22 protein-coding genes, 3 tRNA genes and 1 pseudogene are annotated in these 24307 nt (G+C 69.8%); 14 read left to right on the forward strand and 12 right to left on the reverse strand.

Translation table 11 applies throughout. The annotated features are described in order from the left end of the window. Nucleotides 1-29: 29 nt before the first annotated feature. The 12 genes and pseudogenes from EAT51_RS07270 to EAT51_RS07325 all read left to right on the forward strand — a co-directional run. A pseudogene (locus EAT51_RS07270) lies at nt 30-2512 on the forward strand (DNA internalization-related competence protein ComEC/Rec2); the annotation flags it as partial. Continuing rightward, entirely contained in the window at nt 2406-3029 is a 624-nt protein-coding gene (locus tag EAT51_RS07275) for a MotA/TolQ/ExbB proton channel family protein (protein WP_130519548.1), read from the forward strand. The pseudogene EAT51_RS07270 and the gene EAT51_RS07275, both read left to right, overlap by 107 nt. A 12-nt stretch (nt 3030-3041) precedes the next feature. Next, nucleotides 3042-3470 (forward strand): ExbD/TolR family protein, encoded by a 429-nt coding sequence (locus tag EAT51_RS07280; RefSeq protein WP_130519550.1) that lies wholly within the window; start codon nt 3042-3044, stop codon nt 3468-3470. Then, a complete protein-coding gene (gene msbA, locus EAT51_RS07285) occupies nt 3467-5221 on the forward strand; it encodes a lipid A export permease/ATP-binding protein MsbA (RefSeq protein ID WP_205953579.1) in 1755 nt (584 codons plus the stop codon). Before EAT51_RS07280 ends, msbA begins: the two co-directional genes overlap by 4 nt. Next, nucleotides 5218-6228, forward strand: a complete 1011-nt coding sequence (lpxK, locus tag EAT51_RS07290; protein ID WP_130519552.1) for a tetraacyldisaccharide 4'-kinase — start codon at nt 5218-5220, stop codon at nt 6226-6228. The genes msbA and lpxK overlap by 4 nt, the downstream gene beginning before the upstream one ends. Nucleotides 6229-6356: 128 nt before the next feature. Continuing rightward, nucleotides 6357-7136: a 3-deoxy-manno-octulosonate cytidylyltransferase gene (gene kdsB / locus EAT51_RS07295; RefSeq protein ID WP_130519554.1), complete on the forward strand. Its 780-nt coding sequence runs from the start codon at nt 6357-6359 to the stop codon at nt 7134-7136. An 88-nt stretch (nt 7137-7224) separates the two neighbouring features. Then, nucleotides 7225-8643, forward strand: a complete 1419-nt coding sequence (locus EAT51_RS07300; RefSeq protein WP_130519556.1) for a redoxin domain-containing protein — start codon at nt 7225-7227, stop codon at nt 8641-8643. Beyond that, entirely contained in the window at nt 8640-10511 is a 1872-nt protein-coding gene (uvrC, locus tag EAT51_RS07305) for an excinuclease ABC subunit UvrC (RefSeq protein WP_130519558.1), read from the forward strand. Before EAT51_RS07300 ends, uvrC begins: the two co-directional genes overlap by 4 nt. Continuing rightward, on the forward strand, nt 10508-11152 hold the full coding sequence (gene pgsA, locus EAT51_RS07310; protein ID WP_130519560.1) for a CDP-diacylglycerol--glycerol-3-phosphate 3-phosphatidyltransferase: 645 nt from the start codon (nt 10508-10510) through the stop codon (nt 11150-11152). The genes uvrC and pgsA overlap by 4 nt, the downstream gene beginning before the upstream one ends. Beyond that, nucleotides 11143-11218 (forward strand) — tRNA-Gly (locus EAT51_RS07315). Before pgsA ends, EAT51_RS07315 begins: the two co-directional genes overlap by 10 nt. Before the next feature lie 108 nt (nt 11219-11326). Continuing rightward, nucleotides 11327-11400, forward strand: a tRNA-Cys gene (locus EAT51_RS07320). A 47-nt stretch (nt 11401-11447) separates the two neighbouring features. Then, a tRNA-Gly gene (locus EAT51_RS07325) sits at nt 11448-11523 on the forward strand. A gap of 188 nt (nt 11524-11711) precedes the next feature. On the opposite strand, the gene EAT51_RS07330 is transcribed toward EAT51_RS07325, so the two are convergent. From EAT51_RS07330 to EAT51_RS07340, 3 genes are read right to left on the reverse strand one after another with little or no spacing between them, the layout of a single operon-like run. Beyond that, entirely contained in the window at nt 11712-12044 is a 333-nt protein-coding gene (locus tag EAT51_RS07330; RefSeq protein WP_130519562.1) for a putative quinol monooxygenase, read from the reverse strand. After that, nucleotides 12041-12835 (reverse strand): alpha/beta fold hydrolase, encoded by a 795-nt coding sequence (locus tag EAT51_RS07335; protein ID WP_130519564.1) that lies wholly within the window; start codon nt 12833-12835, stop codon nt 12041-12043. The genes EAT51_RS07330 and EAT51_RS07335 overlap by 4 nt, the downstream gene beginning before the upstream one ends. After that, nucleotides 12832-13194: a nuclear transport factor 2 family protein gene (locus EAT51_RS07340; RefSeq protein ID WP_130519566.1), complete on the reverse strand. Its 363-nt coding sequence runs from the start codon at nt 13192-13194 to the stop codon at nt 12832-12834. Before EAT51_RS07340 ends, EAT51_RS07335 begins: the two co-directional genes overlap by 4 nt. A 106-nt stretch (nt 13195-13300) precedes the next feature. Here EAT51_RS07340 and EAT51_RS07345 point away from each other — a divergent pair, with 106 nt between their 5' ends. After that, a complete protein-coding gene (locus tag EAT51_RS07345) occupies nt 13301-14095 on the forward strand; it encodes a helix-turn-helix domain-containing protein (RefSeq protein WP_130519568.1) in 795 nt (264 codons plus the stop codon). On the opposite strand, the gene EAT51_RS07350 is transcribed toward EAT51_RS07345, so the two are convergent. Beyond that, a complete protein-coding gene (locus tag EAT51_RS07350) occupies nt 14076-14780 on the reverse strand; it encodes a hypothetical protein (RefSeq protein WP_130519570.1) in 705 nt (234 codons plus the stop codon). The two genes, EAT51_RS07345 and EAT51_RS07350, sit on opposite strands and share 20 nt — an antisense overlap. Nucleotides 14781-14916: 136 nt before the next feature. On the opposite strand from EAT51_RS07350, the gene EAT51_RS07355 reads away from it, so the two are divergent. Further along, nucleotides 14917-15528 carry a M23 family metallopeptidase gene (locus tag EAT51_RS07355; protein ID WP_165422515.1) on the forward strand — a complete coding sequence of 204 codons (612 nt, stop codon included), beginning with the start codon at nt 14917-14919 and terminating at the stop codon, nt 15526-15528. Nucleotides 15529-16194: 666 nt separating this feature from the next. Here EAT51_RS07355 and EAT51_RS07360 read toward each other — a convergent pair. Genes EAT51_RS07360 through trbE form a run of 8 tightly spaced genes read right to left on the reverse strand, consistent with a single transcriptional unit; the run spans nt 16195 to nt 24304 of the window. Then, complete coding sequence (locus EAT51_RS07360) at nt 16195-16437, reverse strand: DUF2274 domain-containing protein (protein ID WP_057386249.1); 243 nt, start codon at nt 16435-16437, stop codon at nt 16195-16197. Continuing rightward, complete coding sequence (locus tag EAT51_RS07365; RefSeq protein WP_057380739.1) at nt 16434-17705, reverse strand: TraB/TrbI/VirB10 family type IV secretion system protein; 1272 nt, start codon at nt 17703-17705, stop codon at nt 16434-16436. Before EAT51_RS07365 ends, EAT51_RS07360 begins: the two co-directional genes overlap by 4 nt. A gap of 2 nt (nt 17706-17707) precedes the next feature. Further along, entirely contained in the window at nt 17708-18700 is a 993-nt protein-coding gene (trbG, locus tag EAT51_RS07370) for a P-type conjugative transfer protein TrbG (RefSeq protein ID WP_057380740.1), read from the reverse strand. Further along, nucleotides 18697-19401 (reverse strand): conjugal transfer protein TrbF, encoded by a 705-nt coding sequence (trbF, locus tag EAT51_RS07375; protein WP_057386250.1) that lies wholly within the window; start codon nt 19399-19401, stop codon nt 18697-18699. Before trbF ends, trbG begins: the two co-directional genes overlap by 4 nt. 12 nt (nt 19402-19413) lie before the next feature. Continuing rightward, nucleotides 19414-20799: a P-type conjugative transfer protein TrbL gene (gene trbL, locus EAT51_RS07380; RefSeq protein WP_130534012.1), complete on the reverse strand. Its 1386-nt coding sequence runs from the start codon at nt 20797-20799 to the stop codon at nt 19414-19416. Further along, a complete protein-coding gene (locus EAT51_RS07385) occupies nt 20796-21116 on the reverse strand; it encodes a hypothetical protein (RefSeq protein WP_057380742.1) in 321 nt (106 codons plus the stop codon). Before EAT51_RS07385 ends, trbL begins: the two co-directional genes overlap by 4 nt. A gap of 12 nt (nt 21117-21128) precedes the next feature. Then, a complete protein-coding gene (trbJ, locus tag EAT51_RS07390) occupies nt 21129-21854 on the reverse strand; it encodes a P-type conjugative transfer protein TrbJ (RefSeq protein ID WP_057380743.1) in 726 nt (241 codons plus the stop codon). Then, complete coding sequence (gene trbE, locus EAT51_RS07395; RefSeq protein ID WP_057380744.1) at nt 21851-24304, reverse strand: conjugal transfer protein TrbE; 2454 nt, start codon at nt 24302-24304, stop codon at nt 21851-21853. Before trbE ends, trbJ begins: the two co-directional genes overlap by 4 nt. Between the last annotated feature and the right edge of the window lie 3 nt (nt 24305-24307).

The following is a 24307-nucleotide window of genomic DNA, read 5'->3' on the forward strand; positions in this document are numbered from 1 at the left end:
GGAGCCGCTGCGCGGCCGCACCCGGCCGCATGCCCGTGCCGGCCTTCGACGGCGGCGTGGCGATCTGCATGCTGCTGGGCGTCTGTGCCTGCCTGCTGCTGCCGGTCCTGCCGGCGCGCGGCGGGCTGCTCGCGGCCCTGGCGCTCGGTGTGGCGTGCTGGGCGCGGGGTGGGGCGGGACGGCTGGCGGGTGCACTGCTGCTCGGCGTCGGCTGGGCCGGTCTGCAGGCCGGCTGGGCGCTGTCGGCGCAGCTGCCGGCGCGGGCCCAGGCGCGCGACTGGCGGGTCGAAGGCCGCGTGATCGGCCTGCCGCAGGTCGAGGCCCGGCGCACGCGCTTCGACTTCCTGGCCGACGGGTGCCCGGCCGGTCCCGAGGTGCCGTGTGGCCGGCGCCTGCAGCTGGCCTGGTACGACGAGACCGACGCCATCGCGCCGGGCCCGCGCGCCCGGCTGCAGGCCGGGCAGCGCTGGCAGCTGCTGGTGCGGTTGCGCGCGCCGCGCGGGCTGGTCAATCCGGGCGGGTTCGACGGCGAACGCTATGCGCTGGCGCGGCGCGTGGCGGCCACCGGCTACGTGCGTGCCGCACCGCTGGCGCTTGCGCTGGGGCCGCCGATCGGGATCGACGCGTGGCGCGCGCGGATGTCGGCGCGCATCGCCGCGCACGCGCCGGCTGGGGCGCAGCGCTTCGTGCGCGCCCTGGCGCTGGGCGATACCGGCGGCCTGGACGATGCCGACTGGGCCACGCTACGCGCGGCCGGGCTGACCCATCTGATCGCGATCTCCGGTTTCCACGTCGGGCTGGTCGCCGGCTTCGGCGCGCTGCTCGCGTCAGGCCTGTGGCGCCTGCTGCCGCGCCTGGGCCGGTGGCTGCCGCGGCAGGTGGCGGCCGGCGTGGCGGCCACGCTGTTCGCCTGCGGCTACGCGCTGCTGTCCGGCGGCGCGCTGCCGACGGTGCGCACGGTGCTGATGATCGCCGTGGTGGCGCTGGCGCGCTGCGGTCGACGGCCCGCAGGCGCGGTGGCCGCGCTGGCGCTGGCGACGCTGGCGGTGCTGCTGGTTGATCCGCTGGCGCCGCTGGTGGCGGGCTTCTGGCTGAGCTTCGCCGGCGTGGCCTGGCTGGTGTGGTGCCTGCCCACGCATGGCCTACCGGCGTGGCGGGCGTTCCTCTCGGCGCAGGGCGTGGCCACGCTGGGGCTGCTGCCGCTGACCGTGGCGCTGTTCGGCCAGGCCTCGCTGGTCGGGCCGCTGGCCAACCTGCTGGCGATCCCGTGGTGGAGCCTGGTGGTGGTGCCGGCCTGCCTGCTCGGTGTGGCCGCCGAGACCCTGCACACCGGCTGGGGCACCCCGGCCTGGTGGCTGGCCGGTCAGGCGTTCGAACCGAGCTGGCGGCTGTTCGCCTGGCTGGCGCAGGGCCGCTTCGCGCTGTGGTGGCTGCCGGAAGGCGCGTGGTTCGCGCTGCCCCTGGCGGTGCTGGGCGCGTTCTGGCTGCTGCTGCCGCGCGGCGTGCCTGGCAAGCCGCTGGCCGCGCTGCTGTGGCTGCCGCTGCTGCTGCCTGACCTGGACCTGCCGCGCGAGGGCGAGGCCACCGTGACCACGCTCGATGTCGGCCAGGGCCTGTCGGTGCTGGTGCGCACGCGCGGCCATGCGCTGCTGTTCGATACCGGGCCGGCGGTGGCCGATGGCTTCGATGCCGGCGAGCGCGTGGTGGTGCCTGCGCTGCACGCGCTGGGCGTGCGCCGACTGGACCGGATCATGGTCAGCCACGGCGACGCCGACCACGCCGGTGGCCTGGACGCGGTACGACGCCAGATGCCAGCGCTGGAAGTGCTGGGGCCGGCCGGCGCGCCGATCCCGCTGCAGACCGCCTGCCGCGCGGGACAGGCCTGGGCCTGGGACGGGGTGCGGTTCGAGGTGCTGCATCCCGCGCGCGGCTTTCCCTACCTGCGCAACGAATCCAGCTGCGTGCTGCGTGTGGATACCGCGCATGGCGCGGTCCTGCTCACCGGCGACATCGGCCAGGTGATCGAACGCGGGCTGCTGCGCACGCGGCCGTCATCGCTGAAGGCGCAGGTGGTCCTGGTCGCCCATCACGGCAGCAGCGAGTCGTCGGACCCGGGCTTCGTCCGGGCCACGGGCGCGCGCCTGGCGCTGGTCTCGGCCGGTGCGGACAACCGCTTCGGCCATCCGCAGCGGCAGGTGGTGCGGCGCTGGCAGGCGGAGGGTGCGGAAGTGCTGAACACCGCCGACAGCGGCGCGCTGAGCGTCTGGCTGCGCGCCGAAGGCCTGTCGGTGCGCGAGCGTCGGCGCTGGCGCGCGCGCCTGTGGGACGCGGTCCAGGCGCGCGAGGCGTCTGGGCTATCCTATCGGTCTGTTCTCACACGGCCGGCTGCGCCGTAAGGATTCAACGTGCTGGAACTGGTCAAGGCGGGCGGCTGGCCCATGATCCCGCTGCTGCTGCTCGCCGTGCTGGCCCTGGCCATCGTGGTGGAACGCTTCTGGAGCCTGCGCCGCAAGGAGATCCTGCCGCCGGGCCTGGGCGAGGAGGTGCGCCGCTGGGCGACCTCCTCGCACCTGGAGGCCTCGCACATCGAATCGCTGCGCCGCACCTCGCCGCTGGGCGCGCTGCTGGCCGCCGCGCTCGACGTGCGCCACCGCTCGCGCGATGTGATCCGCGAGCGCATCGAGGACACCGGCCGCCACCTGGTCCACCGCATGGAGCGCTACCTCAACACGCTGGGCACCATCGCCGCGGCCGGCCCGCTGCTGGGCCTGCTGGGCACGGTGGTGGGCATGATCCAGATGTTCCTGGGCATCCTCGACCACGGCCTGGGCGATGTGAACCAGCTGGCCGGCGGCATCGGCAAGGCGCTGGTGTGCACCGCCACCGGCATGCTGGTGGCGATCCCGGCGCTGATTTTCCATCGCTATTTCCGCGGCCGCATCGCCGGCTACGTGATCGAGATGGAGCAGCAGGCCATGGCCCTGTCCGATGCGCTGGAAGCGCCGCACGCCGCCGCGCGCGTCGACTGAAGGCCGCGCCCGATGCGTATCCGCGACGACCGCGCGCACGACGAGCCGGAGATCAACCTGGTCCCGCTGATCGACGTGATCCTGGTGCTGATCATCTTCTTCGTGATCACCACGACCTTCGATGCGCGCTCGACCCTGCAGCTGCAGCTGCCGTCGGCCTCGCAGCAGCCGGCCGACGCGCCGGCCAAGGCGCTGAACATCCTCATCAACGCCGAGGGCCGCTACTTCGTCGGCGACAGCGAGGTGCTGCGCACCGACGCCGACGCGCTCAAGCAGGCCATCGCCCAGTCCGCCGGCAAGGACCACACCCGCCCGGTGCTGCTGCGCGCCGACGCGCGCACGCCGCACCAGGCGGTGGTGACCGCGCTGGACGCGCTGGCCCAGCTGGGCTTCAAGCGCATCTCGATCGCCACCGCCCCCGAACAGGAGCCGCGCCGTTGAGCGCGGCCGTCCCCGGATCGGCCTGGCAGACTTACCGCCGGCTGCTGACCTTCGCCAGGCCGTATCGCGGCCTGCTGCTGCTGGCATTCGTGGCCGCGCTGGTGGAGGCCGCTGGCAGCAGCGCCTTCCTGATGTTGATGAAGCCCATCACCAACGAGACCTTCGTGTCCAGGAACATGCAGGTCGCCGCCTGGCTGCCTGCGGCGATCATCGGCCTGTTCCTGGTGCGCGGCATCGCCGGCTATCTCACCGACATGTCGATGGGCCGCGCGGCGCGCAGCATCGCCCGCGACCTGCGGGTCAAGGTGCTGGGCAAGTATCTGCGTCTGCCGGGCTCGCGCTTCGATGCCGAGCCGGTGCCGTCGATGCTGGTGCGGCTGGGTTCGGATTCCGACCAGGTCTCGCAGGCGGCGGTCGATGCGCTCAAGACCATGATCCAGCAGTCCCTGCAGGCCGTCGGCGCGCTGCTGGTCATGTTGGCGACCAGCTGGCAGGTGACCATCTCGGTGCTGCTGCTGGCGCCACCGCTGGCGTTCGTGATGAACAAGGTCGCCAGACGCTATCGGCGGGTCAGCCATCGCATCCAGGAAAGCGGCGCGCAGCTGCTGCAATCGGCCGACCAGACCCTGTCCAATCAGCAGGAGGTCAAGGTCTACGGCGCGCAGGAAGAGGAAATGCGCCGTTACCGCGAGCTGGCCGACAACAACCTGCGCCTGGCGATGAAGGTCGAGTCCACCCGCGGCCTGTCCTCGGCGACGGTGCAGATGATGGGGGCCATCGGCCTGGCCGGTCTGCTGCTGCTGGCCGGGCACGAGGCGTCGCTGGGCCGCCTGACGGCCGGTGATTTCGTGCGCCTCATGGTGTCGATGATCGGCATCATCCCGGCCCTGAAGAACCTCACCAGCGTGCAGAACGTCCTGCAGCGCGGCGTGGCCTCGGCTGAGCGCCTGTTCTCGGTGCTCGATGCACCGGACGAGGTCGACGCCGGCACCCGTCCGCTGGTGCGCGCGCAGGGCACGATCGAGTTCCGCGACGTCACCGCCCGCTATCCGGGCCAGCTGCGGCCGGCGTTGGAGCACATCAGCTTCATCGCGCGCCCCGGCACGGTCACGGCCATCGTCGGCCGCTCGGGCAGCGGCAAGTCCAGCCTGATCAAGCTGATCCCGCGCTTCTACGACGTCGAGTCCGGCCAGATCCTGATCGATGGCGCGCCGGTGCAGGACTACCGCCTGGCCGACCTGCGCCGCCAGATCGCCCTGGTCGGCCAGCAGGTGATGCTGTTCGACGGCACCGTCGAGGCCAACGTGGCCTATGGCGAGATGCGCTCGGCCGATCCGCAGGCGCTGGACAAGGCGCTGCGTGATGCGCACGCGATGGAGTTCGTCGAACAGCTCGAGCACGGCAAGGACACCGCGATCGGGGTCAAGGGCGGCAAGCTCTCCGGCGGCCAGCGCCAGCGCCTGGCGATCGCCCGGGCGATGCTGAAGGACGCGCCGATCCTGATCCTGGACGAGGCCACCGCCGCGCTGGACAACGAGTCCGAGCGCCTGGTGCAGGACGCGCTGACCCAGCTGATGCCCCACCGTACCACGCTGGTTATTGCCCATCGCCTGTCCACCATCGAGCACGCCGACCAGGTGCTGGTGCTCGACCATGGCCGTCTGGTGGAGCAGGGCACCCACGCCGAACTGCTGGCGCGCGGTGGCCTGTACGCGCAACTGCACGGCGCCCAGTTCCGCGAGGCCGAATGAGCGCCTCGCGCGGCGCGCCCAAGTACTGGTTCGACGGCGCGCCGGTGCCGCTGCTGCCGCGCCTGCTCGAACCGGTCTTCCGCGGCGCGCTGCGCCTGCGCGCCACCCTTTACCGCATCGGTCTGCTGCGCCGCCGGCGCGTGCCGGTGCCGGTGGTGGTGGTGGGCAACCTGACCGTCGGCGGCACCGGCAAGACGCCGCTGACCATCGCCCTGGTCCAGCGCCTGCGCGAGGCGGGCTGGACGCCGGGCGTGGCCAGCCGCGGCTACGGCCGCCAGGACCCGGGCAAGCCGCGCTGGGTCGAGGCGGACACCACGCCGGCCGAAGGCGGCGACGAGCCGGTGTTGATCGCGCGCCGCACCGGCGCCAAGGTGCGCGTGGACCGCGACCGCGTCGCCGCCGCGCGCGCGCTGGCGGCGGCCGGCTGCGACATCGTGGTCTGCGACGACGGCCTGCAGCACATCCGCCTGCGCCGCGATGTGGAGATCGAGGTCATCGACGGCCGCCGCCGCTACGGCAACGGCCGCGTGCTGCCGGCCGGGCCGCTGCGCGAGCCGGCCGAACGCAGCGCCCAGGTCGATTTCCGCGTGGTCAACGGCGGCAATGCCGGCTTCGGCGAATGGGCGATGACGCTGCGCTCGGGCCTGGCCCTGCCGCTGGCCGGCGGCAAGCCGACCACGCTGGCGGCCTTCGGCGGCCACCGCGTGCACGCCGTGGCGGGCATCGGCCATCCCGGCCGCTTCTTCGACCTGCTGCGCGGCTACGGCATCGGCGTGGTCCCGCACGCCTTCGACGACCACCACGCCTATACCGCGGACGATCTGCGTTTCGGCAGCGAGCTGCCGCTGCTGATGACCGAGAAGGACGCGGTCAAGTGCGCCGCCTTCGCCGGGCCGTGGGCCTACAGCGTGCCGGTCGAGGCCGAGCTGCCCGAGGCGTTCTGGGTGGCGGTGCTGGGCCGCGTCGCGGCGCTGCGGACGCTGTCGCCGCTCGGCCACAAGGGCTGAACGCCGGTGACCGCGCGGCCCTCGGGTCAGCCGGGTCGGCGCGGGGCAGCGGCTAGAATGGCCTCATCTCCCCACCCCCGCGCCCGGCAGGGTGCGCCCCTGACCGGGCGCGCTCGAAAGACCTTCGCATGACCGACCTGCAAGAGCCCTTCGTCGTCGCCATTCCCGCCCGCCATGACGCCACGCGTCTGCCCGGCAAGCCGCTGCGCCTGCTCGGCGGCCAGCCGCTGGTGCTGCACGTGGCGCAGCGCGCGCTGGCCGCCGGCGCGCGCGAGGTGTGGGTGGCCACCGACGACGATCGCGTGGCGCGCGCGCTGGACGGCAGCGGCGTGCAGGTGGCGATGACCGCCGCCAGCCACGCCTCGGGCAGCGACCGCCTGGCCGAATGCGCCGGTATCGCTGGCTGGGACGATCGGACCCTGGTGGTCAACCTTCAGGGCGATGAACCCTTCGCCCCGCCGTCCGGCATCCGCGCGGTGGCCGCCGCGCTGTCGGCCAGCGGCCATCCGATGGCGACCCTGGCCACGCCGATCGACGAGGCCGAGCAGGTGTTCGACCCCAATGCGGTCAAGGTGGTGCTGGCCGACAACGGCGATGCGCTGTACTTCAGCCGCGCGCCGCTGCCCTGGCACCGCGATGGCTTCGCCCACAGCCGCCAGGTGCTGGCCGAGGCGCCGGCGCCGTTCCTGCGCCATATCGGCATCTACGCCTACCGCGCCGGCTTCCTGCGCACCTTCGCCGCGCTGCCGCCGGGCCGGCTGGAGCGCACCGAGTCGCTGGAGCAGCTGCGCGCGCTGGAGGCGGGCTTCCGCATCGCCGTGGCGCTGACGCCCGAGGCCTTCCCGCCGGGCGTGGACACCCCCGAAGACCTGGCGCGCGCCCAGCGCCATCTGGACGGCATGCGATGAGGCCTGGCCGCGCGCCGCCGCTCCCGCGCGTGAAGCGCGCCGGCGCGCACGGCTTGAAGCAGGCCGCCTGCGGCATCATTCAGTATTCATGAATCCGGTCCACGCTCCCGACTTCCCGCACGGCCTGCTGTGGCTCAACGCCGCGCCGACCGCGCTGCAGTCGCTGCGTGGCAGCGTGGTGGCGCTGGCCTTCGTCGACCCGGCCTCGAGCTGGTGCCTGCAGCGGCTGGCCGACCTGGCGCTGCTGCAGCGTCGCTTCGGCGCGCGCCTGCAGGTGCGGGTGATCGCCGTGCCGCGTTTCGACGTGCACCGCGATCCGCAGGCCGCGCTCAAGCGCCTGCGCCGCTTCGGGGTCAGTTTCCCGATCGCGCACGATCTGGACTGGCACGCCTGGCAGCGCTTCGGCATCGAGGCCTGGCCGACCGTCGTGCTGATCGACGCGCAGGGCATGGTGGTCGACCACATCGTCGGCACGCCCGGTGTCGGCGCGCTGGAAAACCAGCTCGCCGCGCTGTGCGAGCCGCTGGACGAGCCCCTGGTCGATACGCGCCCGGTCGAGACCCATCCCGAGCCGCGCCTGCCGCTGCGTTTCCCCACCGGCCTGGCGGTCAACGCCGAGCGCCTGTACGTGGCCGACACCGGCCATCATCAGATCGTCGAGTGCACCCATGCCGGCCGCGTGATGCGGCGCTTCGGCAACGGCAACGCCGACGCGCTGGACGGCGACATGGAGATCGCCAGCTTCCGCAGCCCCACCCACGTGGCGCTGCTGCGCAACGAGCTCTACGTGGCCGACACCGGCAACCACCTGATCCGTCGCATCCATCTGGGCACCGGTGCGGTGCAGACCCTGCTGGGTACCGGCAAGGCCGGGGTGCCGGCCGAGGGCCCGATCCGCGCGCCCGGCGATGTCGCGCTGGCTTCGCCGGCCGGGCTGGTGGTGACCAACAGCCATCTGCACTTCGCCCTGTCCGGCGACAACCGGGTGTGGAGCTGGGATCTGGGCAACCGCATGCTCGAATGCCGCGCCGGCTCGGGCCAGCTGGGTCAGCGCGACGGTGCCGGCATCCTGGCCAGCTTCGCCCAGCCGACCGGCCTGGCGCTGGTGCAGCAGGCGCTGTACGTGTGCGACACGCTGGGCGCCTCGCTGCGCGCGGTGCAGCTGGGCGGCGATTTCGCCAAGACGCTGGTGGGCGGGCAGGGGCCGTGGGAATTCGGCGATGCTGACGGCCAGCGCCAGCAGGCGCGCCTGCAGGCGCCGGAGGACGTGACGCTGGATCCCGACGCGCCGGTGCTGTGGATCGCCGACACCGGCAACGGCCGCATCCGCAGCCTGCGCCTGGGCGGCGGCGCGGTGACCTCGCTGGACCTGGGCCGGCGCCTGGCGCAGCCGGCCGGCCTGGCCGCCTTTGGCGGCAAGCTGTGGATCGCCGAGACCGACGCGCACGCGGTGCTGTGCGTGGACCTGGCCAGCGGCGCCGTCTCGCAGGTGCCGATCGAAGCATGAGCCGTCGCAGTCCCCCGGGCCAGCCGTTCGACGGCAAGGCCTTCGCCGCTTCGTTGAGCACCGCGCCGGGCGTGTACCGCATGTACGCGGCCGACGACACGCTGCTGTACGTGGGCAAGGCGCGCGCGCTGCGCAACCGCGTGGGCAGCTATTTCAACAATGCGCCGCGCAACCCGCGCACCCTGGCGATGATCTCGCAGATCGCGCGCATGGACGTCACGGTCACCCGCACCGAGGCCGAGGCGCTGCTGCTGGAAAACCAGCTGATCAAGTCGCTCAGCCCGCGCTACAACGTGGCCCTGCGCGACGACAAGAGCTATCCCTACGTCCTGCTGACCAGCGAGGAATTTCCGCGCATCGCCTTCCATCGCGGCCCGCGCGCGATCGCCGGGCGCTATTTCGGCCCCTACGCCAGCGCCGGTGCGGTGCGCGACACGCTGAACCTGATGCAGAAGCTGTTCCGCATCCGCAACTGCGAGGACAGCGTTTTCCGCAACCGCACCCGGCCGTGCCTGCAGTACCAGATCGGCCGCTGCACCGCGCCGTGCGTGGAGCTGGTCGGCCAGGCCGAGTACGACCAGTCGGTGCATCGCGCCAGCCTGTTCCTGGGCGGGCGCAGCGATGAGCTGTCCGACGAGCTGACCGCCGAGATGGAGCGCGCCGCCGAGAAGCTGGACTTCGAGGAGGCCGCGCGCCTGCGCGACCTGCTCAAGCGCCTGCGCGGCATGCAGTCGCGCCAGTACGTGGACGGCCACGCCGCCGACCTGGATGCGCTGGCCTGCGCGATGCAGGGCAGCACCGCCTGCGTGCTGCTGCTGGCCTTCCGCGACGGCCGCAACCTGGGCACGCGCGCCTTCTATCCGCGCACCAACGGCGAGGAGAGCGCCGAGGAAGTGCTGGCCGCCTTCGTCTCGCAGTACTACGCCGAGCAGGTGCCGCCGCGCGAACTGCTGCTGGACCGCGAGATCCCCGACGCCGAGCTGATCGAGGCGGCGCTGTCCAGCGCGGCCGGCCGCAAGGTCCAGCTGAAGTGGAACGTGCGCGGCGAACGCGCCGGCTACCTCGACCTGGCCCGGCGCAACGCGCAGATCACCCTGGCCACCGAGATGACCAGCCGCAACGCCCAGGCCGCGCGCAGCCAGGCCCTGGCCGAGCTGCTGGGCCTGGCCGAGCCGGCCCAGCGCATCGAGTGCTTCGACATCAGCCACACCATGGGCGAGGCGACGGTGGCCTCGTGCGTGGTGTTCGACGAGAAGGGCGCGGTGCGCTCGCAGTACCGCCGCTTCAACATCAGCGGCATCGAGCCGGGCGACGACTACGCGGCCATGCGCCAGGCGATCGAGCGTCGCTTCCGGCGCGCGATGGAGGAGGGCACGGTGCTGCCCGACGTGCTGCTGATCGACGGCGGCGCCGGCCAGCTGCGCCAGGCGCGCGAGGTCCTGGCCGACCTGGGCGTGGACGGCGTGGCCCTGGTCGGCGTGGCCAAGGGCGTGGAACGCCGCGCCGGCCACGAGACCCTGATCCTGGACGATGGCCGCGAGGTCAGCCCCGGCGCGGCCTCGCCGGCGCTGCAGCTGATCCAGCAGGTGCGCGACGAGGCGCACCGCTTCGCCATCACCGGCCACCGCGGCAAGCGCCAGAAGGCGCGCACCACCAGCAAGCTGGAGGACATCGCCGGGATCGGCCCGCGCCGGCGCGCCAGTCTGCTCAAGCATTTCGGCGGCCTGTCCGGGCTCAAGGCCGCCGGCGTGGAGGAGATCGCGCGCGTGGAAGGGGTCAATCACGCGCTGGCCCAGCGCATCTACGCTAACCTGCACGGGTTGCCGGAACCGGCGGCGCCCCCAACGCCCGGCCCAGATCGCCCATGAAGTTGACCGTTCCCACTTGGCTGACCCTGCTGCGGATCGTGCTGATCCCGGTGCTGGTGGTGGTCTTCTACCTGCCGTACGCGTGGACCAGCGTGGCCGCCGCGGCGGTGTTCGTGATCGCCGCGGTCACCGACTGGCTGGATGGCTGGATCGCGCGGCGCTGGCACCAGTATTCAGCTTTCGGCGCGTTCCTGGATCCGGTCGCCGACAAGCTGATGGTGGCCGTGGCGCTGTTCCTGATCGTGCAGGGTCATCCCACGCCGTGGATGGCGTTCTGGGCCGCGGTCATCGTCGGCCGTGAGATCGCCGTGTCGGCCCTGCGCGAGTGGATGGCCGAGATCGGCCAGCGCGGCAAGGTCAAGGTCGCCTGGATCGGCAAGGTCAAGACCACCGTGCAGATGATCGCGCTGGGCTGCCTGCTGTACTCGGTGCGCCCGGCCGGCCATTCGCTGAGCGATGTGTGGATGAGCGTGCCCGTGTTCCACATCGGCGACTGGCTGCTGGCCGTGGCCGCGCTGCTGACCCTGTACTCGGGCTACCAGTATCTGCGCGCTGCCTGGCCGAGCCTGCGCGAAGATGAGCAGGCAGCCGTTGACACGCGCAAGAAAGGCACTACAATTTCGCCTCTCTCGCGGGATTAGCTCAGTTGGTAGAGCACGACCTTGCCAAGGTCGGGGTCGAGAGTTCGAGTCTCTTATCCCGCTCCAAGTTTCAAGGCGCAGTTGAAGTGGAGTTGCTTCAACGGCGTTGACGAAACCCCGGCCCATCGGGGTTTTGTTTTGTCGGAAGGCTCTTGCGGCCAACCGCGCGTCACCGGCCTGGTGGCAGAGTGGTTATGCAGCGGACTGCAAATCCGTGCACGCCGGTTCGATTCCGACCCAGGCCTCCACAACTCGAAGAAGCGAAGGTAGACTTTCGCTTTACGTAACACAAAACGCGGGATTAGCTCAGTTGGTAGAGCACGACCTTGCCAAGGTCGGGGTCGAGAGTTCGAGTCTCTTATCCCGCTCCAATTTTCACTAGCGTTTCGCGCTAGTTTGAACGGCCCTTCGGGGCCGTTCTTGTTTTCCGGGATCGGCTCACGCCGGGCGAACTGGTCCAGGCATCCCGGACATCGGTGGAAAGCCTCCCGCGCCACCTCTCCCAACGCGGCGTCGCTCCATGGCGACGCATCGAGCCGCACGACCTGCTCGTACGGCTTCAATCGGCCCGCACGAGCGTCCAGATCGCGATCTGCCTGGGCTCGGCCAGCAGCGCGTCCAATGCGGCGTGCCATGCCTGTCGGTAGGGCCGGTGCAGCTGGACGTTGAGGACATCGTCGCGATCGGTCCAGGTCTCGTGGAGCTGGAACACGTGCGGCCGCTCCGGATCGACGTGCAGCGCGGCGCGCACGAAGCTCGTCTCATGGCGCATCGCATCGAGCACAGGACCCAGCAGGGCGAGGAAGCGCGCCACCTGGTCTGCCTTGACGTGGAAGGTGATGACGTAGGTTTCGGGCGCCGACTGCGGCGCCTGGGCGACAGGCACGCTCATGGGCTGGCCCGCCGGGCGATGTCGCCGGCAAGCCGCGCTGCGTGCGTCACCATCACCCCGTGCGCCACGCCTTCGTAGACGACCAGTTCCGCGCCGGGGATCGTCGCGGCGTAGACCCGGCCGCTGCTGTCCAGCGGCGCGGACACGTCGCGGTCGCCATGCAGCACGGCGACCGGCAGGTCGAGCGCGGCGGCTTCCGCCGACAGGTCGCTCAGGGCGATCGTGCGCTGGAACGCGACGACGGCGCGACGCGAGCAGTCCAGCACCATGCTCGCCATCCACGCGTTGATGCGCTCCGGCGTGCCGGGGGCGAAGGGCGCGATGTTGGCGTCGATCCAGGCCGACAGGTCGAAGGCGAGCTGCGCGCACAGCGCATCCACCATCGCGGGTGTGACGCCATCGGTGCCGATGACCCGCGGACCCGTGGCGCCGACCAGGATCAGCCTGGCGATGCGCGCGCGGCCGTGGCGCGACAGGTAACGGATCGCTTCGCCGCCCGCGCCGGAGTGCGCGACCAGCGTGACCCCGGTCAGGTCGAGCGCCTCCAGCACGGCGGCGAGATCGTCGGCGAGGTCGTCGTAGTCGTAGCCCGGCCGATCCGTCGATCGCCCATGGCCATTGCGGTCGTAGGCGATGGTGCGCAGGCCGGCGGCGTTGAGATGCAGCATGACCTCGCCCCAGATCCGTCCGTCCATCGCCCAGCCCGCCAGCAGGACCACGGGCGCTCCCTCGCCCCAGTCGCGGACGAACAGCGCGTGGCCGTCGCCGCGCAGGATGAAGGCCGCGCTCATGCGACCTCCCGGTCGAGAAAGCCGATCACCTCGGCGATACGGCTATCCGGCGCGAGGCGGACCACGTCGGTCCCGCCGGCCACCGGCGCCCCGTGCGGCGCCGCCAACGTCCAGGAGAAGCGCACGAACGGGCCATGCGCATCGGGCATGCCGCGAAGGGCAAAGGCGTGCCCGGGGAACTGCGCGCGCGCGGCGGCGATCATGGCGGCGATGCCGCCGTGGCCTTCACCTGCCATCATCGGATCGGTGTAGCGGGCATCGGCGGTCCAGCCGTCGGCCAGGCGACGATCGCGCGCCGCGGCGTCGGCTTCGTTCCACAGGGCGAGATAGGCGCGGGCCAGGGTGTCGGGGTCGGTCATCCTCGTTCTCCTCATCGTCGATGCGCCGAGGATGCCCAGGCCGCACAGAGCCTGCGATTACCCCGCAGGTAATGGCAGCGCTGCCGCCTTTCGCTAGGATGCGGCCATGGCCACAGACGCGATCACCGTTGGCGACTTGCTGCGCGAGTGGAGGGCCCGGCGTCGGCTGAGCCAGCTCGATCTGGCCGGCGAGGCGCAGGTGTCGACGCGCCATCTGAGCTTTGTCGAAAGCGGGCGCGCGGCGCCCAGCCGCGAACTGCTGCTGCGCCTGGCCGAACCGTTGGCGATGCCGCTCAGGGAGCGCAACCGCCTGTTGCTCGCGGCGGGGTATGCGCCGATCCATGGCGAACGCGCGCTCGAGGCGCCGGACATGGCGGCCGCGCTGGCCGCGGTCGAAGCCGTGCTAAACGCGCACGCGCCATTCCCGGCGCTGGCGGTGGACCGCCACTGGAACCTGGTGCGCGCCAACGAGGCGGCGACCGCGCTGCTGGACGGCGTCGATCCGGCGCTTCTGGCGCCCCCCATCAATGTGCTGCGCGCGACGCTGCATCCGAAAGGGCTCGCGCCCAGCATTGTCAACCTGGCGCAATGGCGACACCATCTGCTGGCGCGGCTGCGCCTGGACATCGCGCATTCGGCCGATCCGGCGCTCGACGCACTCCATGCCGAACTCAGCGGCTTTCCGTGTCCGGAAGGTGGCCAGGCCGCGCAGTCCGTCGCGCGCATCGCGGTGCCGCTCGCGATCCGCAGCGGACCAGGCGGTGGCGTGCTGTCGCTCCTGTCCACCACGACCGTGTTCGGCACCGCGACCGACGTGACCCTGGCGGAGCTGACGCTGGAATGCTTCTATCCGGCCGACGAACAGACCCGACGCGCGCTGCTCACCGGCTCAGGTCCGTGATCGATCGGGTGACATGGCCCTGATCGTCGAGAAAGTCGATCGTGGCGCGGCCGTCCGCCGCGACCTTCAGCTCCAGACGCTTGCGGCCGTCGGTGTCGCGCAGCGCCAGCACCGACGCCTTGTCCGAGGTCCGACCGAGAAACGCGCGCGGCGCGACGACCGCGCCGGCGGCGCGGATGGCGGCTTCGCGTTCGGCGCTGGGGGGCTGGTGCATCAAGCGGGCGACGGTCGGGAAGTCGACCGGCTGGTCCGGGCGGTCGTTGATCGCCAGCCCTGCCTGCCGGTCCTCGCCGTCCTCGCTGCTGCTCAGCGCCACGGTCTGGTCCTGGCGCCAGCGGTCGAAGGACAGCGCGCCGAGATTGGTCGGCTTGCCGTCCTTCAGCGCGCCGGAGAACACCAGTCCGCCGTTCTCCGTGCCTTCGTCGTTGTAGAAGATCATGCCTGCCTGGGGACGGTCGGGATGCGGCGTCTCGTGGCCGGCGACGATGATGCCCGGCATCCGGTCGCGCGAGGCGATCGTCATGCGCAGGGTGCCGTCGGGCTCGCGGATATTGATGCGCTGCACATCGATCGTCTCGAACCTCGTGCCCGTCGGGCTGGCATTGGCACCGAACATCATCCAGGCCATGGCGACGGTCATGACCGCCGCATAGGCCCCGACCGCGCGCGAGGCATCAATCTTCATGACATGCTCTCCTGATATCGGCGCCGCCCGACACAGGCGTCGAGGGCGATGCGAATTGAATCACCTTAGACCCCCGTGCCGCCATCCGGCTTGCGCCGGGAACGCCTACACCTGAACGCGTAGAGGAGCGATGGAGATGTGGTTCATGCTTGCCGCACTGCTTGCCGCCATGCCCGGTCCGCCGCCCAAGGCCGTGATGCCGAAGGGCGAGATCGAACAGATCACGCTTGCGCCGATGTTTCGCTATCGGTTCATGTGTTCCGAGCATCCCGTTGGCGAGCTGGACTACGCCGGTGATGCGCTCGGCACCGATTGCCTGGTCTTCGGCGGCATGGACGGGGACAGCGGCTTCGCCAGGCTCTATCGACGCGATGGACATGCCAATGCGGACTGGTACGGCTGGCACGCCGAGGTGCTGGCGCCGGTCGACGGCGTCATCGCGTTCGTCTACGACAATCCCCGGGTCAACACGCCCGGCACGCTGGGGCCGCCTCCGGCTGGCACCGTCCGCATCCGCACCCCGGACGGGGCGATCGTGACGATGGGGCACCTGGCCGAGCTGCGGGTGCACGTCGGCGAGACGGTCGAGGCAGGTCATGTGCTGGGCGTCGATGGCAACAACGGCAACGCGCGCGCGCCGCACATCCATGTCGGCGCGTATCGCGAGGCGGACAATACGCCGCTCCAGATCCGCTGGGACTTGCGAGCTTTGGCCAGGACCCAGCCGTTCCGCGAGTCGGGCGACTGAGGCGATGCAAGGCTCGGCGCGGGAGACGACCGCCGGCCCAGCCGGCAGACGTAGCGCCCGCGCGCGGCGTCGAACCGCGTGCGGAGGAGGCGTGCTTTTTGCTAGCCTGCGCACACCGCCCCATCCATGCCCGGATGGCGAAACTGGTAGACGCATCGGACTTAAAATCTGTTTTGTCAAGTCCTTTCTGCTAGAACTACCGAGCCAGAAGGTCAATAGTGACAACGGTTTGCGGGCATCCGAGCTGTAGCTTTGCAGCTAGGCTTGACGGCCAGGGGCCAGCTAGGCGCCAGTAGATGGAGGTAGGTGTTTTCAGTGCGTTGAGCACTACGCCCGAGTGGTGAAATCGGTAGACACAAGGGACTTGAACAATTTGAGCCTTCGGGGGGAAACGCCCGAAGTGAAGCCCGTCAAAGTCGGCGAACGCCCTGGATGCTTTTGCATCCGAGCCAACGCCGAGCCAAGCCCAAGCTACAGCTTGGGAAGGTGTAGAGAGCAGACGGCGGGCACCTACGGCCGCAAGGCTATGGTGAAGGCGTGCTCCAGACCACGAACGCCCTGCGTTGAGCAGGGCGGCGGCGAAAGTCGAAGTGGTAAGAAAATCCCTCGCCGAAAGGCGTGCCGGTTCGATTCCGGCCTCGGGCACCAATCCAAAGCCGCCCCTGTTCACGCAGGGGCGGCTTTTCCGTTCTTGGGCTGTGTGCGCTTGAATCCCCGATCCCCCACCATGAACGCCTCCAGCATGTGCGGGATCAGCGTCACGGCATCGACCGCCTCGCCATACGCCTGCGCGTGCAGCGCGGCGTAGCGGTCGAGGTCGGCTTTCAAGCTGGCCGGGCAGGCAAAGGTCAGTTTGACGCTTTCGGTCTTGGGCAGCGGCCCGAGCCGCAGCTTCTTGGTCGCGCTCATTGCGAAGCTCCCCGATTGAAGAACAGCGGCTGGTAGGGCCGCAGCACTAGATCCCGGTTGACGATGATCCGCACCGGCAGGCCCGGCCGCTCGGTCAGCGTCGGCTGGATGTTCATGTTGCGCCGGGTGATCTCCTGGCCGACCTGATTGATGCTGTCCTGTGCGCTGTCACGCCCGGCGATGACGATGCGGTTGCCGTCCTGCCGATTCTCCGGTGCGGCCAGTTCGGCGCTGACGCCCAGCAACGTCGTCAGCACTGCGCCGGCGACGATGCGCTTCCAATGCCAGTCCACGTCATCTTCCAGGCCCGAGTAGCCCGCAGGATCTGTGCCCACAAGGTTGTCGAGTGTCAGCGATGACGTGTCCGGCAGGATGATGCGATTCCACACCACCTGCACGCGGCTCTGCCCGTAGCTGACTTGGCTGTTGTATTTGCCCAAGATGCGCGATCCCTGCGGGATCAGCAGGAACTTGCCGGTGGCCGTGTCATAGACCGGCTCCGTGACGGTGCCGATCACGTCGCCCGGTAAGTCCGACTTGATGCCCGTCACCAGCGCACCCGCGATCACCGTCCCGGCCATCACCTGATATGGCGATGTCGGCAGCGCCAGGTTGCCGGAATTGCGGGTTTCCGTAGAACCGGCTTTCAGGAACGCCTCTTTCTGGTCTTGCCGGTTTTGCACGGCGGTTGGGTCGGCAGGCTGGGCCGCCGTCGAGGCCGGCCCTGCGGCAAGCGGGTCGAAGGCCGCGAGCGCGCTGGCACCACCGGCACCCGGCGCCGCTTGCGCCACCGTGGCGGTCGCCTCGCCTTGGCCGCCCGAGCGGAAGAACACCGACGAAGCCGCAGCGGCTTCCGCCTCCTTGCGCAAGGCGTCGTTGGGATCGTGGCCAGGGGCTGCGTAGGCGGCCACGGCCGGCTGCTGTGAGTTCACGATGGCCGGGCCGAGGTCGCCCGGCAGCGGCGGCCCCAGCTCCGGCACTTTCGGCGGCAGCTTCGAGTAGTCCGAAGGCAGGCCGTCCAGCCCTTCGGACTTCGAGACGCGATCGACGTTGTAAAGCTCGGTCTGTTCGCTGGCTCCGCGCCGCTGCGGTTGCAGCGACCAGATCGTGGCCCCGAGCACGGCGACCGACAGGCCGCCTACGAGGATGGCCAGCGTGCGCCGGTTCAGGCGCGTGACCGGGCGCGGCTGGGCGCGCAGCGTCACCGCCTCGGGCGCGACCTTGCCCGCCTGCGGCGTGGCGAGGTCGGGGGTGTCGTCCTGGCTCATGGTCAGTTCCTCCGCGCAACGCCGTCCGTGCGCTCAATCCGCACCACGTCGCCCTTGTCACCGCCCAGGCGCAGTTCGGCCGCGCCGAACAGCCGATCCACGATGTAATACGGCGAGCGGAAGCGGTAATTGACCAGTTGCCCGCCGCCTTCCGGCCCGATCACGAACAGCGGCGGCAGCTCGCCTTGCGCGATGCCGGCGGGGAACTGGATATAGACCTTCTGCCCGTCGTCGAACGCGCGCAGCGGCTTCCACGGCGGGTTGCTGCCGCTGACCGCGTAGCGGAAGCGCAGGTTCTCCAGCGACAAGCCGGAATCCACCGGCGCGGCGGCGCTGGCCGCCTGTGCCTGGCGCTGCAAGGCCAGCATCCGGTCGCGCGGATACTCCCAAGAAGCCGATGCCATCCACGTCTTTTCCGTCGAAGCCAGCTCCAGCAGGTATGTCCTGCGATTGGTGGTGATGACGAGATTGGTCTTGAGGCCCGAGCGGATCGGCTTGACCAGCACGTTCACGCGCAGGTCGGCACCGCTACCGCTCGATGTGTCGCCCACGATCCAGCGCACGGTATCGCCAGCGGCCACCGTTACCAGTTCCTCGCCCGGCTGGAGCGAAACCACGGTCACGCGGCCCACGGCCGCATAGACCTGATAGAGCGCGCCATCCGTGAAAGGCCACACCTGAATCGCGTTGACGTAGCCCTCGCGCGTGGGCGCGACGCGGGCCTCGGCATTGGCGCGCGAGACACGCACCTTCTCGTCTGCCGGCTCCGGCGTGGGCTTGGCGTCATCGGCTTCGGGCAACGGCTTCAACTGCGCCGGCATCGGTAGCACCTCGGGCACAGCCACCACTTCCACAGGCGCGGGTAGTTCAGGCAGCGGCTGGGCCTGCACCGGCTCATCAAGCGAAATCACGGGCGGCGGCTTGCCCTGCGTGGCGCAGCCCGCCAGGGCCGCAAGCGTCAGCACGGAAACGTAAATACGGAAAGACAGGTTCATGGTTTGGCTCCTTCGGAAGAATCCAACTCGCGGCTCCACGACAAGCCGTTGACGTAGATGCCCAGGGGGTTCTTGCGCAGGCGTTCTTCGGTGCGCGGCGGTTGGAGCACGATGGACACCACGGCCGTCCACCGTTCCAGCCCGGCCGTGGCGCCATTGACGTACCGGCGTTCCGTCCAGCGCACGTTGAAAGACGTGTCGCTAGCGCGCACGACGCTCGTGATCTGCACCGTCACCGACTCCTTGCCGATACGCGCGAACGGGTCGTTCACGCGCGCGTAGTCGTTGAGCACGGCCGCGCCCTTGTCGGTCGTGTAGTCGTAGGCGTCGAGCCAGTTCTGGCGGACAACGATGGGGTCGATGGACAGCGAGCGCACCAGGCCGATGAAGCGGCCTAGGTGGTACGCGGTCTGTGCATCGCTGGGCCGGTACGGCGTGGCGGCTTCGCCCACGGCGCGCACCTGGCCTGCGTTGTCCACCTCCACCACGTAGGGCGTCACGATGGACTGCGCCGAGCGCCACACCAGGCCGCCGGCCATCAGCAGCGCGAGCGTCAGGCAGCCGAAGGCCATCAGCCGCCAGTTCTTCGCCTGCACGCGCGGCGTGCCGATACGGTCGTCCCACACCTGGCCGGCAGCTTGATACGGCGTGGCAGGCTGCGGCGTGTCGGCATAGCGCACCTGCGGTTTCTTGAATCGCATGGTCAGTTCTCCTTATGAATCGGAATCGCGCAGGCTCGGGCCTTGCCCGGAGCCGCCGCCATCGCCACCGCGCAAGGCGTGGGCGGTAGTAGTCGCGGCATGGGTGAGTTGCTGGCGGCGATGCAGGCGCTTGGCCCAAGCGGGCTGTTCCTGCGTCTGCGCGGTGGCGGTGCCGGATGCGGCCTCGCCTGCGGCACCCTGACCGGATGCCGCGCCTGCGCCACTATCGGCCGCAGCGCCATTCCAGCCAGCGCGGAAGGGAGCAGCCATGCGTTGCCCGGCTGCGGAGGCGCGAGATGCAGCGCCTCGCCCGGCTGCCTGCGCGCCTGTCTTGGCGACGTTGCCCAAGCCCGCCATTGCGCCTTTCGCACCACCGCCTGCGGCGGCGGAGCCGGCCTGGAACGCCGATTTCGCACTGCCAGCCGCCGACGTGGCCGCACGCGCACCAGCGCCAGCCAGCTTGGCGGCAGCCGGTGCCATGCGCGCGCCAGCGGCTACCGCGCTGCCTACACCCGTGGCGGCGGCACCGACGGCCACCGCCGTCCCGGCTGCGCCGATAGCCGCGCCCGCCATTGCGCCCGCGCCGAGCTGCGGCGCACCGGACACAAGGCCCGTGGCGATGCCAGGGCCGAAGATCCCCAGCGCCAGCAAGGTGAGCGAGGCCAGCATGATGACCAGTGCATGGTCGATGGACGGCTCATCGGGATGGACTTGGAACTGAGTGAACAGGCCCGAGCCGATACCGACGATCACGGCCAGCACCAGCACCTTGACGCCGGAGGCAACCACGTTGCCCAAGACTTTTTCGGCCAGGAACGAAGTCTTGTTCCAGAGCGCGAACGGCACCAGCACGAAGCCCGCGAGCGTGGTTAGCTTGAACTCGATGAGCGTGATGAAAAGCTGGATCGCCAGCACGAAGAAGCACAGCACTACGACCAGCCAGGCGAGGAACAGCACCAAGATGGCATCGAGGTTCAAGAACACCTCGGGAAATCCCATCATGTCGTCCATCTGGAGGAAGATCGGCCCGCCCGCGTCAAGGCCGGTTTTTGCCAACCGGCCCGGCTGCAAGAAGTTCTCCATCGTGATGGCCGAGCCGGTGGCGGTGATGCCCAATCCCGCGAACGAGCGGAAGACGATGCTCGCCAGCCAGTTGAAGTTATTGATGATGTAGGCGAAGGCACCGACGTACATCACCTTGCGCAGCAGCTTGGCGATCACGTCCTCGCCCTGGCCGGTGGCGTGGCTCATGGCCCAATACAGCCCGGCGATCGTCATGTCGATAACGATCAGCGTGGCGGTGAGGAAGGCCACTTCGCCCCGCAGCAGCCCGAAACCCGAGTCGATGTAGGCGGCGAAGGTGCTGAGGAATTGGTCGATGATGGTCACGTCATTCATGGCATGGCCTCCGGTTCGGGGGGCAGTGCCGGTGCCACGCCATCGGCCGGCTCATCGAAGCTCGGTGGGATCGGCGGCAGGTCGGCCAAGGTCTGGTATTCATCCGGCCCAGCCAGGCCGGAGAAGAAGCGCCGCCGGAAGGCTTCGGCGGCGGCGCGGCAAGCGTCCTCGCCCGTGGCCTGCCGGTCGGCCGCGCATTGCGCGCGCAATGTCTTGAGTCGCACGGGATCGGCGGCCAGGGCATCGGCATGGTGGTCGGTTGGCTGCTTGCCGCAAGCGGCCAGCAGCACGACACCAAGGGCGAGGACGCATCGCATGGCGGCCTCCCGTCAGTTGCCGTAGAAATCCACGCGCTGCGGCGTGTACGGCGTGCCTTCGCCCATGAAACGCCGCCGCACCTCGCGGGCGCGCTCCGTGGCCGCCGCCTGCCGCGCCAGCTCCAGCGAGGCGGCCCGGTCTTGCGTGATCTGAAGCCGCTGCGACTGGATCGACTGCTTGGCCTGCAAGGCGAGCAACTGGTTCATGGCCTGCATCGCTTGCAGCGCGCCTTCGGCCGACTGGCTCTTGCCAACGAGATCGGCCAGCACGCTTTCGTCTTCGCCCAGGTTCTGCGACACCTGTGCCTGCATCTGCATGGTGGTTTGCAAGCCGTTGAGCGTGTTCCGCCAACGCTCCTGCGCGTCGCGGTACATCTGGTCGCCGCTGACGGTGGCGGCGTACTGCTCGGGGTACAGGCGCGCGAACTCCCGATCGAGGTTCGTCACGTCGTAGGCTAAGCCTCGGGCCTGCGCGATCAGCCGCTCGGTCGTCGCCAGGTTGGCGCGCAACTGGTTCACCACGCTGGACGGCAGGCTGGCGAGGTTGCGCGCCTGGTTCATCAGCATCTGCGCTTCGTTCTGAAGCTGCTGGATCTGGTTGTTGATCTGCTCCAGCGTGCGGATCGCGGTCAGCGTGTTCTGCACGAGGTTCGTCGGATCGACCACGACCCATTGCGCATGGGCGGTGGCAGTGCAGAGCATGGCCGCAATGGAGGCGGCGATAAGGCGCTTTTTCATGACAAGTTCTCCAGGGGTTGGTCAGCCAGGGAACCCGGCGCGAGGCCGGGGAACGAGGGCAGCAGGTCGGCCGCCCAATCGAGGCCGCGATGGCGCAGCCAGGCGCCCGCGAAGCCGGGCACGCCGGCGTCCAGCAGCACGCGGTCTATGTCGCGCTGGTCTTGCGGCGTGGAAGCGCCCGCAAACGCCAGCGCCGCCGGCCCCAGGTCGAGGTCGAACAGGCGGTTGCCGAGGCGGGATTGGTAGTAGTAGTCGCGCTTGGGCTGCGCGGTGGCGACGATTTCGATCTGCCGCCTGTTGAGGCCGAAGCCCTCGTAGATCGTGCGAATCTGCGGCTCAGTCGCCTGCGTGTTCGGCAAGAAGATGCGGCTTGCGCAGCTTTCGATGATCGCGGGCGCGATGCTCGAATCCTTGATGTCGGCCAGGCTCTGCGTGGCGAAGATGACGCTGACGTTCTTCTTCCTGAGCGTCTTGAGCCACTGCCGGATGCGCGCGGCAAACACCGGGTCATCGAGGAACAGCCACGCTTCATCGAGGATCAGCAGCGTGGGCGCACCGTCAAAGCGTTCATCGAAACGCGCAAAGAGGTAATGCAGCACGGCCATGACGGCGGCCTTGCTGTGCATCAGCTCCTCCATCTCGAAGCACTGCACGTCGGCCATGCCCAGCCGGTCGTGGTCGGCGTCCAGCAGCTTGCCGTGGGCGCCACCCAGCACATAGGGCGACAGCGCCTGCCGCAGCGTATTCGATTGCAGCAGCACGGAAAGTCCCGTCATCGTGCGCTGCTCCACCGGCGCACCGGCGAGACTTCCCAGCGCCGACCAGATAGCCGCCTTCTCGTCGGGGCCGACCGCCACGCCTTCGTGCAGCAAGCGGCCTTCGATCCATTCGGCGGCCCAGGTGCGGTCGCCCTCACGGTCGATGCGCGCGAGTGGCTGGAAGGCGATTTCGCCATCCGTGCCCAGGTCGTAGTGTTCACCGCCCAGGCCGAGGATGGCGGCCCGCATGGAGCGGCCCATGTCGAAGGCGAAGATGCGCGAGCCGCGATAGCGGCGGAACTGCATCGCCAGCGTGGCGAGCAAGACCGACTTGCCCATGCCGGTCGGGCCGGCGACCAACGTGTGGCCCACGTCGCCGATGTGCGTGACCAGGCGGAACGGCGTCGCGCCATCGGTGCGGGTGACGATCAGCGGCGGGCCGCCCAGGTGGTCGTTCTTCTCCGGCCCGGCCCATACCGCCGACACCGGCATCATGTGCGCCAGGTTCAGTGTCGAGACGATGGGCTGGCGCACGTTGGCGTAGGCGTTGCCCGGAAGCGATGACAGCCACGCATCCACGGCATTGAGCGTTTCGGGGATGGTCACGAACCCGCGCCCCTGGATGACGCGCTCCACCATGCGCAGCTTCTCGTCGGCTGCGCCAGCGTCCTCGTCCATGACGGTGACGGTCGCCGTCAGATAGCCGAAGGCGACTTGATCGCTGCCCAGCTCCTGCAAGGCTGCATCGGCATCGGCAGCCTTGTTGTTCGCATCGGTATCGACCAGCGGGCTTTCCTGCTGAAAGATCGTTTCGCGCAGCAGCGCGATGACGTTCTTGCGCTTGGCGAACCACTGGCGGCGCAGGCGCCCCAATTCCCGTTCCGCCTCGGATTTGTCGAGGCACAGAAAGCGCGTACTCCAGCGATACCCAAATCCCAGGCGGTTGAGGTCGTCCAGAATCCCCGGCCAGGTCGAGGTCGGGAATCCGCGCACCGACACCACGCGCAGGTGCTTGTCGCCCAGCATGGGCGCGAGGCCACCGACCAGCGGCGAGTCGGTCAGCAGCGCGTCGATGTGGAACGGCACTTCGGGCACACCGATTCGGTAACGCCGCGTCGAGATGGTCGCGTGCAGATAGGTCAGCGTCTGGCTGTCATCGAGCCAGGCGATTTCCGGCATGACGCCATCGAGCAGGTCAAAGACCCGATCCGTTTCCGCGACGAAGGCTTGCAGCCGCTCGCGCCAGTCCACGCCATTCGTCGGCGTGTTCTCGTAGAGCATCTTGGCGGCTCGGGCGCGCGATTCCTCGGGCGGCAGGTACACCAGCGTCAGGTGATAGCCGCTCTCGAAGTGATGGCCGGTATCCTCGAAGGCCGAGCGGCGTTCTTCGTCCACCAGCCACGAAAGCGGCTCGGGAAACTCCGAGTGCGGGTAGTCGGCAGCGGCGCGGCGCTCGGCCTCGATGAATAGCGCCCAGCCCGACCCCAGCCGGCGCAGCGCGTTGTTCAAGCGCGCCGACGTGGCGATCAGCTCGCCTTGCGTGGCACTGTCGAGGTCAGGCCCGCGAAACCGGGCCGTGCGCTGGAAACTGCCGTCCTTGTTCAAGACGACACCCCGCGCGACGAGTCCGGCCCAGGGCAGCCAGTCGGCGAGCAGTGCGGGCCGCTGGCGGTATTCAGCGAGGTTCAGCATGGC

The sequence above is a fragment of the Pseudoxanthomonas winnipegensis genome (genome assembly GCF_004283755.1).
Taxonomy (GTDB): domain Bacteria; phylum Pseudomonadota; class Gammaproteobacteria; order Xanthomonadales; family Xanthomonadaceae; genus Pseudoxanthomonas_A; species Pseudoxanthomonas_A winnipegensis.